This is a genomic window from Actinomadura xylanilytica, from assembly GCF_030283145.1.
In the GTDB taxonomy this organism is placed as follows: Bacteria; Actinomycetota; Actinomycetes; order Streptosporangiales; family Streptosporangiaceae; genus Spirillospora; species Spirillospora xylanilytica.
This window is the reverse complement of sequence record NZ_JASNWE010000002.1, coordinates 1,457,165-1,468,306: the sequence shown is the minus strand read 5'-3', so window position 1 is coordinate 1,468,306 and position 11,142 is coordinate 1,457,165. Positions and strand designations below refer to the sequence as shown.

Sequence of the window (11,142 nt, the reverse complement as noted above, 5' to 3'; positions counted from 1 at the left end):
CACACCCTCACCCTCATGGATCAAACCCAAAAGGATGTGCTCAGTCCCGATGTAGTTGTGGTTCAACATCCTGGCCTCTTCCTGAGCCAGAACCACAACCCGCCGCGCACGGTCGGTGAACCTTTCGAACATCTCGTCGCTCCTCACAGAGCGGTAGGGCAGAGCCCGGAACGTCCGGACCCGTCCTTCCGCAAGCTAGCCCGCCCCGAGGAGGCCGCCCGGTGCACTCCACCAGGTGACGTTCCCCCGCTCAGCACTGTTCAGTCTCATCCAACTACCGCGTCGGTGTGTCATGTTCCCACTACGCCCCAAGCGAACGGGGCCTTCGCGGGGACCGCACCGCCCGGGAGCAGGGCCGCCGGGGAACCGTTCTCCGGCCTCGCGGCCGGGTGTACCTCCGGCCTGGGCGGCACAAACCCCCAGGGCACTACGCCATAAGCGAACGGCCCGCCTCAACCAGGAGACGGGCCGCCGGGCGGAGGGGTCAGTGCCCCGCCTCGTACTGCTCGATCACGTGGGCCGGGATCCTGCCGCGCTCATTGACCTTGATGCCATTGTTCTTGGCCCAGGCACGGATCTCGGCACTGCGCTCGCGGCTGGACGCACCGCGCTGACGGCGGCGGCGGGTGGCCGCGCCGGCCTTCCGGGACTTCTCCACGAACGGCTGGAGAGAATCCCGCAGCTTCTTTGCGTTGGCGCCACTCAGGTCGATCTCGTAGGAGGCGCCGTCGATCGAGAACGCTACGGTCTCGTCCGCCTCGCCACCGTCGAGGTCATCGACGAGAAGCACCTGAACCTTCTGTGCCATGGGGACAGACCTTTCGCTGGAGCAAACTGCATTCGGTGGCCAAAGATATACCGCGATCGTCGCCGATGACAATTCAAGTCGGGCGCCGAAGTTTCCTTCCCCTGGCGGTAACTCATCGTAATCGGGCTCGCCGAATCGGCCGTGGGGCGATAGCCGGGCAGGCCGGGTCCCGGCCGGAGCCGCTCCGGTCACCGGGGGGCGCGAATTGTCGGGCGCCATGGTGGTGACCCCGGGTTTTCGGGTGATCCAGGTCACTGGGCGGCACGCCGGCCGGGGCCGCCGGATGAGCATCGGACCAGGTCCGCGGGCACCCGGCTTTCGCGCCGAGAGTCCGCGGAGACAGAAATGGGACCGAGGGCCACCTTAACGGGACGGGGCACCATCCACCCCGAGACTCATCGATTAACCCTGACGTAACGACACTAACCGTGCCGCGGCAGGGAATGTGTCACCACCCCGCAACCCCCGCCCCGTAGGGGTTGCGGGGCATACCGACGGAGCTTGATGTCGACAGATAACGGCGAGCACGGGCAGGGCGAAATCTCTTGCCATCGACCGTCTCGCCGCTGTTGTTCCGCAGAGTGAAACGCAGCGGATACGAGCCGGGCGGGATGCATACGGAACGCGGGCGGCCACAATCGATCCAAATATCGGAGATAGGCCCGGCAAAACCAGCCCTACCGGCACTTCACCACGATCGTGCCCGCAAGACGGTCGTGCAGGGCCTGGCGGCGGGTTCCCTCGTACATCAGCCCGGCGTTCGCCACCCAGAAGACGCCGGCGAGCACGCCGAAGACCGGCACGGGCCGCGCCGCTATCGGCAGCGCGTACGTCGCCGCGCGCAGCAGGGCCCGGAGCACGCCCGGCCCACGCGTCAGCCGCTCGTCGGCATCCTCCGGAGTCGCCTCAGGATCCGGAACGACCTCAGGGTCCGGAACGACCTCAGGGTCCGGAATGGCCTCAGCGTCCTGAACAACCGCGGGGTCCTGGAGGGCCTCGGTGTCCTGGACGACCTCGATGCCCGCGAAGCGCTTGCCGAGCGTCCGGCCCCAGGCGGCGAGCTGGACGGCCTCGTACAGCAGCAGCGCGACGGCGACGGCCGGCGGAGCCACGACGTCGGTGTCGCCGCCGGGCACCAGAGCCCGTACGACCGCCACCACGGGCAGTGCAACGATGAGCGTGTCGACGATGCGGGCCACCAGCCGCTGGCCCGGCTCGGCGAGCCTGAGGGCGTTCTGGGCGGGAGCGGGCGGCAGCCCCGAGGGGTCCTCGGGGCTGGGCGCCGAACTCGGCGCGGCCATCCGCTCTTACTCCTCGTACTCGGGGTACTCGTCGTACCCGACGCGCTCATCGATCACCAGCGTGCCCGCGAAGCGGTCGTGCAGCGCCTGGCGCAGCGGCTGGTCCCAGATCGCCCAGAGATAGGCCATCAGGGCGCCCGCCCACACCAGCGCCATCCCGTACGCGAAGTAGCTCCACATCTTCACCGAGAGGATGAGGAAGAAGAACACGCCGATCTGGTAGCCGACATGCGTGATGGCGGCGCGCCAGACGCCCTGCGTCGTGGAAAGCGGGCTTCCGGCGGGACGGACCTGCACGACGCCGAGACGCATGACGCGCTTGCCGAGCGTCCGCCCCCACATCGCGAGCTGAACCGACTCGTACAGGAACGGCAGCACCGACAGCACGCAGAAAAGGGTGAAGATGATGGGCCAGTTCCAGATGCCGCCCTCACTGCCGGCCTTACTGCCCGGGGTGTCCAGGCCGATCGTCCCCACAACGATCGGCAACACCAAGGCGAACCCGAACACCGCGACGAGCGCGTTGTCCATGATGCGCGCGGCTGCGCGCCGGAGGATCGGCGCCAGTGGCAGATCCGCCCCAGCGGACGGGTCGTCATAGCCGCCGTACTGGTCATAGGACGGTTCCTGCCACTGCTGCTGGGGTTGCTGCTGCCACTCCTGCTGAGGCGGCTGCTGCTGCCATTGCTGCGTGGCCGGCTGCTGTCCCTGGTGCTGCGCGGGTTGCTGCTGCCACTGGTCACCTTGGTAGGTGGGCGGCGGGCCGTACGACGGGCCACCGCCTGGGGGCGACTGGTACGGCCGTCCTCGGTGGGGGGATTCACTCATCGGTCAGTCCTCCAAGCGAAGCAGCATCCGGGTGTTGCCCAACGTATTCGGCTTCACCCGGTCGAGGTCCAGGAACTCTGCAACACCTTCGTCGTAGGAGCGGAGGAGCTCCTCGTACACCTCTGGCGCCACTGGAGTGCCCAGGATCGGCGCGAAGCCGTGGCGCGCGAAGAACTCCACTTCGAAGGTAAGACAGAACACCCGCCGGACACCGAGTTCTCTCGCCGTCTCCAGTAGACGGCTCACAATGCGATGCCCGATCCCCCGGCCGCCGTGCCCCGATTCCACCGCGACGGACCGCACCTCCGCCAGGTCCTCCCACATCACGTGCAGGGCGCCGCAGCCGATGATCCGTCCCGGGGCCCCGTCCCGGACACCTTGGACGTCCTCGGCGACCCAGAACTCCTGTACGTCCTCGTACAGGACGACGGTGGTCTTCCGGAGCAGGCGTCGTCCCGATCCGGCGTACAGATCGACCAGCCTGCGGATCTCCCGGACGTCGGCGGTGCGGGCACGCCTGATCACAACTTCCACAAACAGGCGAGACTATCGAACACCGCCCCTTTGGCAGTTGTCGGCACGCTCCTACGCTTGGTGACGGGCACGTCACCGCCGGACCGTCCATCAGAAAAGGTGACGGAGAACACATCTCACCCCGGACAGAACCGGGCACCGCGCCCCGAACCGGCGGCCCTCACCTGGGATTTCACGGGTTCTGGTTGGCATCCATTGCCGACTCCGTTAGTGTCCTGCGCTGACATCGGCCACCGCTGCGCGGCGGCCGAACCGCCGAGTCCGCGGGCCGTTCCCAGCGCCCCGAGGAGCCGGGAACCCACTTCGGACGGTTCGGGGGACACCTCCCCCGTGACCGGCGCCGACTGGGGTGAATCCGCTTCCCGCCCGGGTCGCGGAAGGGCTGCTCCGGCCCGAACCCGTCAGCTAACTCGGTAGGCGGGCGAGGAGGGAGAATTCGTGGAGTCATCGCGCCCTGCTTTCTTTTCGGGTTCCGCACGCTCGCGTGCGGGCCGGGCCGCTCGATTCCGCGCCAGGACCGCCACCGCGGCCGGCGTGTTCCTCGCCCTTTCCCTCGCTCCACCGGCGGTCGCCGCGCACGCCGACCCCGAGCCGTCAACCAAGGAGCTCCAGGCGCAGGCGACCAAGCTCGCCGACCAGCTCGAGCAGCTCACCGAGCAGTACAACGGCCTGAAGGTCAAGCTCCAGCAGTCGCAGCGGGCCGCGAAGGTCGCCACCGACAACGCCAAGCGCCAGGAGCAGTCGCTCAAGGGCATCCGTGACAAGGTCGGCAGCCTGGCCGCCACCAGTTACATGCAGGGCGGCACCGACCCCACCGCCTCGTTCGTCGCATCCCAGGACCCGCAGGCCCTACTCGACCAGTCCGCCACCCTGAGCTACTTCGCCACCCAGGACGGCACCAAGGTGCAGGGCCTGATGCAGGCCATGCAGGCCGCCCAGCGCGCGCGCAAGGCCGCCGAGGAGCGCGCCCGGCAGGTGTCGCAGCTGCGCGGGCAACTCGAAGCGCAGCGCAAGAAGGTCACCGAGACCTACGAGAAGGTCCGCGGCAAGCTGGTCAAGAAGGACCCGACCCAGCTCGCCAAGCTCCCCGTGATCGGCTCCGGCAAGGCCGCCCAGGCACTCCGCCTGGCGATGGGCAAGATCGGCCGCCCGTACGTCTGGGGCGCCTCCGGCCCCACCACCTTCGACTGCTCCGGCCTCACCATGTGGGCCTACAAGCAGGTCGGCATCAGCCTGCCGCACTACACCGGCAGCCAGTGGAACGCGGGCACGCGCATCTCCCGGAGCCAGCTCCAGCCCGGCGACCTGGTCTTCTTCTACGGCGACCTGCACCACATGGGGATGTACGTCGGCGACGGGAAGATGCTGCACGCCCCGCAGACCGGTGACGTCGTCAAGATCGCCCCGATGGGCGGCCGGCCGTTCGCCGGCGGCGTCCGGGTCGCCTGACCCGCACCCGCACCCGCGCGACTGACGAGACGATCGAGCGAGCACCGTGCCGCGAAGCCGTGCCGCGAACCCGCGGCCCCGTCCGGGCGGTACGGGCGGGCTCGGGGGACGAATCACGTCCGCGGCGACGCCTCCTACAGGGACCTACCTGTCAGGACGTCGACGTCGCCGCTGCGGGGTCGGACGGAATTCGTCGTGTTCTTCGGCCGCCGGTCTGCCTGGAGACGCCCGCCGTTCCCCCGGGCGGGCGCCGATCGTGCCGGTTAGATGAGCTGCCTTCGGGCCGCCCACACCACGGCCTCGATAGGGGTGTTGACGTCGAGCCGGTCGCAGATCGTCCGCAGCCGGCGTCTCAAGGTGCGTGCGCTCAGTTCGAGCTTGCGCGCGGCCACATCGGCCGTGACACCGCTGGCGATCTGGGCGAGAAGCCGGATCTCCTCCTCGTTCAGACGCGGATCGTCGGTGCCGCGACGTGTGAGTATGGCCTGTTCCACTCCGTCCTCCCTCGTCCGTGGTGATGACCGCGGGGATGCAGCCGTCCGCTGCACAGGCACGGGTAGATCTGTACGCGTTGGGTTGCCGGGTCCGGACTGCCGGACTTAGATCATCGGGTTCCTTTGCCGTCGCGCGTGCTTGGCCGGAGTTGGCCGAAAGGCCGATTGCGGGGTCCCCTGGAGGAACTCCGGGTGACGATTCAGTCGTTGGCCAACCGAACACGGACGCACCCCCGGGTGCGACAGGCTCGGCCGCGACACCGCGGCCGGGCACGCCGGGGAGGGGTGCGTCTTTGTCCGGGACGGGTCACGACCGCCAGCCATCTACTCCCGTCCCTTCTCGTGCGATTCGCCGGTCTCGTCTCGGACGAAGATCGTGAATCGTTTCAAGCTACGCTTCGGCTCGGAACGCTAGGCGGCCGGATCCGGCCCGTCAAGCGCTGGTTAAGTACTATCTGCGCTCGTATGGCGACCGGTCGTGACCAGCTGTTCCGGGGCTTGTCATGGAAAACTCGACAACCTGCGAAAACAGATCCGGGGTCGACGAGGAGTGAGTTGCCACAGAGCAGTATTCGCGAGGTAGCCAGGCGTGCCGGAGTCTCAGTTGGGACGGTTTCGAATGTCCTAAACCGGCCAGACCTCGTGGCCGAAGCCACCCGTGACCGCGTGCGCGCGGCGATCGAGGAGCTCGGATTCGTCCGCAACGAGTCGGCCCGCCGGCTCCGCCAGGGTCCCGACGACACCGAGCCCGAGCCGCGCAGGAAGGCGCGCGGGCGGGCGTTCGGCGTCCTCGTCGAGGACCTCGCCAACCCCTACGCCACCGATGTGGCGCGCGGGGCCGAGATGGCCCTCAACGAGGCGGGCCACGACGCCATCTGGCTCACCAGCGACCACTCCGCCGAGAAGGAGCGGCGCTCGCTCGACCTGCTGGAGGAGCAGCGCGCCGCGGGGGTGCTGGTCATCCCGGTAGGCCTCGGCCCGGCCGGCATCACCCGGCTGCGTTCGGCCGGGATGACCGTGGTGCTGATCGACCACGCCGGGCCGGACGTCTGCTCGGCTCAGGTCGACCACGTCGCCGGCGGCGAGATCGCCGCCGCGCACCTGCTCGGCCTCGGGCACGAGCGCATCGCGTTCGTGACCGGCGTCCCCGAGCCGCAGCCCTGCGTCGAACGGCGCGACGGGGCGGCGCGGGTCATCACCGAGGCGGGGCTGGAGCCGCCGCTGACGCTCGTCCAGGAGGCGCTGTCGCCCACCGAGGGGCAGGCGGCGGCGCAGCGGCTGCTCAAGGGCTCGCCGGTGCCGTCCGGGGTGTTCTGCGCCAACGACCTGCTGGCGATCGGCCTGATCAACGAGCTGACCCGGCTCGGAGTGCGGGTGCCCGAGGACATGGCGGTGATCGGCTACGACGACATCGAGCTGGCCGCCAGCGCCGCGGTGCCGCTGACCACGGTCCGCCAGCCGCGCCGCGAGCTCGGCTGGGAGGCGGCCGAGCTGGCGCTGGCCGAACTGGCGGAGGGCCGCTCGCACCGGCACCGGCAGATCGTCCTGACCCCGGAGCTGCTCATCCGCGAGTCGGCCTGACCCCGGACCGCCCCGGACCGCCCCGGACCGCTCGGAGCGGGGCGAGCCGGGGCGACGCTATTGACAGCGCGTCCGAGATCCGGATGACTGGACTCATGGGGAACGTGGTCAAGGCGGGCGGGCCGGCGGTGGACGCCGCCTCGGTCCTCGGCTTCGACCCGTTCGCCCCGGCCTTCCACGCCGATCCGTACGCCCAGTACCGGCGGCTCGCCGCCGGCGGTCCGCTGTGCCGGACCCCGGCCGGGCTGTGGGTGACCACCTCGCACGGGCTGTGCGAGCGGGTGCTGCGCGATCCGCGGTTCGGGCACCGGCCCGAGAGCGGCGGCGTCTGGCGCGGGCAGGTGGGGCGGAACCGGTCGTTCCTCACCCTCGACCCGCCCGACCACACCCGGTTGCGGCGCCTGGTGAGCAAGGCGTTCACCGCGCGGCTGGTGCGGCGGCTGCGGCCCCGGATCGAAGAGCTGGTGGACGGGCTGCTGGCCGGGATCTCCGGCGAGACCGACCTGATCGGCGCGCTGGCGTACCCGCTGCCGGTGATCCTCGTCAGCGAGCTGCTCGGCGTCCCGCCCGAGGACCGCGACCTGTTCAAGGGCTGGTCGGACGCGCTCGCCCGCGGCCTCGACCCCGACTTCCTGATGCCCGCCGACGAGATCGCCCGGCGGGACGAGGCGCGCACCGAGTTCGCCGCGTACTTCCGCGAGCTGGTCGCGCGGCGCCGCGCAGAGCCGCCGCCGGGTGAGCCGTCGCCGGACGATTCGTCGCCGGGTGAGCCGCCCGATCTGCTGAGCGCGCTGGTCTCGGTCTCCGACGGGGGCGACGCGCTGACCGAGGAGGAGTTGCTGGCGACCTGCGTGCTGCTGCTGGTCGCCGGGCACGAGACGACGGTCAACCTGATCGGCAACGGCGCGCTCGCGCTGCTGCGCTCGCCGGGCGGGCTCGCGCGGTTCCGCGCGCACCCCGAGGAGGTGCCGGACGCGGTGGAGGAGCTGCTCCGGTACGACCCGCCTGTCCAGCTCACGTTGCGCTCCGTGCTGGAGGACGTCGAGATCGCCGGGACGGCACTGCGGCAGGGCGAGATGGTCCTTCTGCTGACCGGCGCCGCCAACCGCGATCCGTCCGTTTTCGCCGACCCCGATCGGCTCGACCTCACCCGGTACGGCTCGGACGCGCCGCGCCACCTGGCGTTCGGCCACGGGATCCACTTCTGCCTGGGCGCACCGCTGGCGCGCCTGGAGGGGCAGATCGCGCTACAGAAGCTGTTCGAGCGCGAGGTGACGCTCGCACCGGACGACGACCTCGTGTACAGGGACAATCTCGTACTACGCGGTCTGACCGCTCTCCCCGTGGTCGTCGGCCAGTAGCCGTCCGGCTCGTGGGGGCGCTCTGGACGGCCGTCGCGGCGGCGCATCCGGCCGTTACGCCGCCAGGGAACACTGGCTTGATCCCGGGTGCCCGCTGGCGCCCCGAGGCCGTGTACGGCGGCCAGAGGGCCGCGGAGCCCGTCCGGCCCACCCCGCCCGCCGCCCGGGCCCACCGCCCGGGCCCGGCCACCCGGAATGGGCGGCCGGGCCCGGTGGGACGGGGCGGACTCTCGGGGCGGGAGCCGGCTACTCCGGCTTGACCAGCGGGAACAGGATGGTCTCGCGGATGTTCTTGCCGGTGAAGGCCATGATCATCCGGTCGATGCCGGCGCCCATCCCGCCGGTCGGCGGCATCGCGTACTCCAGCGCCCGCAGGAAGTCCTCGTCGAGCTGCATGGCCTCGAGGTCGCCGCCCGCCGCCAGCAGCGACTGCTCGGTCAGCCGGCGGCGCTGCTCGATCGGGTCGACCAGCTCGGAGTAGGCGGTGCCGAGCTCGGTGCCGAACCCGATGAGGTCCCACTTCTCGGTCAGCAGCGGCTCGTCGCGGTGCTGCCGGGTCAGCGGCGAGGTCTCCACCGGGTAGTCCATCACGAACGTCGGCTGGACGAGCGTGTGCTCGATCAGCTCCTCGAAGACCTCCTGGACGAGCCGGCCCTGCCCCCAGGCGGGGTCCCGCTCGATCCCGCGGGCCTCGGCGAGCTTGTGCACGGCCTCGATCGAGGTGTGCGGGGTGATCTCCTCGCCGAGCGCCTCCGACACCGACCCGTACAGCGTGATCCGCGGCCACTCGGCGAGGCCGAGGTCGATCTCCCGGCCGTCGTGCACGACCACCGAGGTGCCCAGCGCGGCGACGACCGCCTTCTGGTACATCCGCTGGGTCAGGTCGGCCATGTCGTTGTAGTCGAGGTAGGTGCCGTACGCCTCGAGCATCGTGAACTCGGGGTTGTGCGTGGAGTCGGCGCCCTCGTTCCGGAAGTTCCGGTTGATCTCGAAGACCTTCTCGATGCCGCCGACCACGAGCCGCTTGAGGTACAGCTCGATCGCGATGCGCAGGTAGAGGTCCATGCCGTAGGCGTTGATGTGGGTCTTGAACGGCCGCGCCGCCGCCCCGCCGTGGATCGGCTGGAGCATCGGGGTCTCGACCTCCAGGTACCCCTCCTCGTGCCAGAAGTCGCGGACCGCGCGCACGGTGGCGCTGCGGACGTGCGCCATCCGGCGCGCCTCGTCGTTGACGATCAGATCGACGTAGCGCTGCCGGACCCGGGCCTCGGGGTCGGTGAGGCCGGCGTGCTTGTCGGGCAGCGGGCGCAGGCACTTGGAGGTGATCGCGTACCGGTCCGCCATGATCGACAGCTCGCCGCGGCGGGAGGTGATGACCTCGCCCTCCACCCCGATGTGGTCGCCGAGGTCGACGTCGCGCTTCCAGGCGTCCAGCGCGTCCTGACCCACCTTGGCCAGCGACAGCATGACCTGGATCTCGGCGGAGCCGTCCCGGATCGTGGCGAAGCACAGCTTGCCGGTGTTGCGGATCAGCATGACGCGACCGGTGACGCCGACCGTGTCGCCCGTCTCGGTGCCCGGCTCCAGGTCCGGGTGTTTCTCCCGGATCGCGGCGAGGGCCGCGGTGCGGGGGAAGGTCACCGGGTAGGGGTCGATACCGCTCTCTCGGAGCCGGTCGAGCTTCTCCCGGCGCACGCGCATCTGCTCCGGGAGGTCGTCGTAGGTCTCGTCACTCACGGCTCAAGGCTATCGACCCGCCGCGATGCCCCGCGAACGACTTGGGAACGGCGGCTCGGGCGGGCGCGGGCGGCGCGGCCGATCCCGACGGCGCGGGCAGCTCGAGCGGGGCGGGTGGCGGGGACGCGGGCGGGGGCGGGAGCAGGACGGGGCCGAGCTCGCGGGCCATCGTCACCGCCAGCGCCCGGAACGCGGCGATCTCGGGCCGCGGGTCGCCGCGGCGCGTCGCCAGGACACTGTCGTCCCACGGCGCGTCCGCGATCGTCACGTACCGCACCCCGGGCCAGGGGTAGAACCGGGCGAACGACCACAGCGCCGAGCTCACCCCGCGTCCGGCCGCGATGCTGAGCAGCACCTCCTGCGGGTTGCGCGCCTGGTCGACGCCGCGGCGCGGGCGCTCACCCCCGCGGGCGGTGGCGAAGTACAGGTAGTCCTTGAACACCTGCGGCGTGCACCCGGGCACTTTCACGTACGGCAGGTCGAGGACGTCGGCCAGCCGCGCGGTGCCGTCCTCGGCGACCGCGCTCGCGGCCGAGACGCCGACGATGCGCGGTTCGGTCGTCAGCACGTCCACCTCGACCCGCTCGTCGCCCGGGGCGGGACGCACGAACGCGACGTCCACCCGGTGCCGGACGAGGGCCGACACGTGCTCGGTGAAGTCGAGGCTCTCGACGACCAGCCGCGTCTCGGGCCGGGCCCGCCGGTACGCGCGCACGATCGCGGGGGTCAGCTCGGCCGACCCGTGGCCCATCACGCCGATCCGCAGCAGCGGCCTCGGACCGTCCTTCAGGTCGGCGGCGGGATCGGCGGCGGAGTCGGTGGCGGCCCGGACGGCCTTGAGCGCCTCGCGCGCGTGCGGGACGAGGCGTTCACCGGCCGCCGTCAGCCGCAGCGGGAAGCGTTCCAGGAGGTCCACGCCGAGTTCCCGTTCGAGCTGCCGGACGTGCGCCGTCACCGCCGGCGGCGACAGGAACAACCGGGCCGCCGCCTTCGCGAACTGGCCCTCCTCAACGACCGCGAGGAACGAGGCCAGTTGACGGAGCTCCATG

Annotated in this window: 11 protein-coding genes and 1 riboswitch; of the genes, 3 read left to right on the top strand and 8 right to left on the bottom strand. The window is 70.7% G+C overall.

Translation table 11 applies throughout. The features are described 5' to 3' along the window. From QP090_RS17940 to QP090_RS17920, 5 genes are all read right to left on the bottom strand, one after another. On the bottom strand, positions 1 to 132 hold a 132-nt coding region (locus QP090_RS17940), incomplete at its 3' end, for a Clp protease N-terminal domain-containing protein (protein ID WP_285940114.1). Positions 133 to 484: 352 nt separating this feature from the next. Beyond that, positions 485 to 808, bottom strand: a complete 324-nt coding sequence (locus QP090_RS17935; protein ID WP_285940060.1) for a histone-like nucleoid-structuring protein Lsr2 — start codon at positions 806 to 808, stop codon at positions 485 to 487. Between the two features lie 677 nt (positions 809 to 1,485). After that, positions 1,486 to 2,109, bottom strand: a complete 624-nt coding sequence (locus tag QP090_RS17930) for an RDD family protein (RefSeq protein WP_285940059.1) — start codon at positions 2,107 to 2,109, stop codon at positions 1,486 to 1,488. Between the two features lie 6 nt (positions 2,110 to 2,115). Then, positions 2,116 to 2,937 (bottom strand): RDD family protein, encoded by an 822-nt coding sequence (locus QP090_RS17925; protein WP_285940058.1) that lies wholly within the window; start codon positions 2,935 to 2,937, stop codon positions 2,116 to 2,118. Positions 2,938 to 2,940: 3 nt separating this feature from the next. Next, positions 2,941 to 3,471: an amino-acid N-acetyltransferase gene (locus tag QP090_RS17920; protein ID WP_432763050.1), complete on the bottom strand. Its 531-nt coding sequence runs from the start codon at positions 3,469 to 3,471 to the stop codon at positions 2,941 to 2,943. Positions 3,472 to 3,739: 268 nt separating this feature from the next. After that, a riboswitch (cyclic di-AMP (ydaO/yuaA leader) is annotated at positions 3,740 to 3,906 on the top strand. 99 nt (positions 3,907 to 4,005) lie between these two features. Here QP090_RS17920 and QP090_RS17915 point away from each other — a divergent pair. Then, a complete protein-coding gene (locus QP090_RS17915; RefSeq protein WP_285940057.1) occupies positions 4,006 to 4,920 on the top strand; it encodes an NlpC/P60 family protein in 915 nt (304 codons plus the stop codon). 263 nt (positions 4,921 to 5,183) lie between these two features. Here the strand turns inward: QP090_RS17915 and QP090_RS17910 are convergent, their stop codons facing one another. Next, entirely contained in the window at positions 5,184 to 5,414 is a 231-nt protein-coding gene (locus QP090_RS17910; RefSeq protein WP_285940056.1) for a LuxR family transcriptional regulator, read from the bottom strand. A gap of 555 nt (positions 5,415 to 5,969) precedes the next feature. Here QP090_RS17910 and QP090_RS17905 point away from each other — a divergent pair. After that, entirely contained in the window at positions 5,970 to 6,995 is a 1,026-nt protein-coding gene (locus QP090_RS17905; protein ID WP_285940055.1) for a LacI family DNA-binding transcriptional regulator, read from the top strand. A gap of 83 nt (positions 6,996 to 7,078) precedes the next feature. After that, positions 7,079 to 8,356 (top strand): cytochrome P450, encoded by a 1,278-nt coding sequence (locus QP090_RS17900; RefSeq protein WP_285940054.1) that lies wholly within the window; start codon positions 7,079 to 7,081, stop codon positions 8,354 to 8,356. Between the two features lie 246 nt (positions 8,357 to 8,602). On the opposite strand, the gene lysX is transcribed toward QP090_RS17900, so the two are convergent. Beyond that, entirely contained in the window at positions 8,603 to 10,093 is a 1,491-nt protein-coding gene (gene lysX, locus QP090_RS17895) for a bifunctional lysylphosphatidylglycerol synthetase/lysine--tRNA ligase LysX (RefSeq protein WP_285940053.1), read from the bottom strand. Further along, on the bottom strand, positions 10,086 to 11,141 hold the full coding sequence (locus tag QP090_RS17890) for a LysR family transcriptional regulator (protein ID WP_285940052.1): 1,056 nt from the start codon (positions 11,139 to 11,141) through the stop codon (positions 10,086 to 10,088). Before QP090_RS17890 ends, lysX begins: the two co-directional genes overlap by 8 nt. Position 11,142 lies beyond the last annotated feature (1 nt).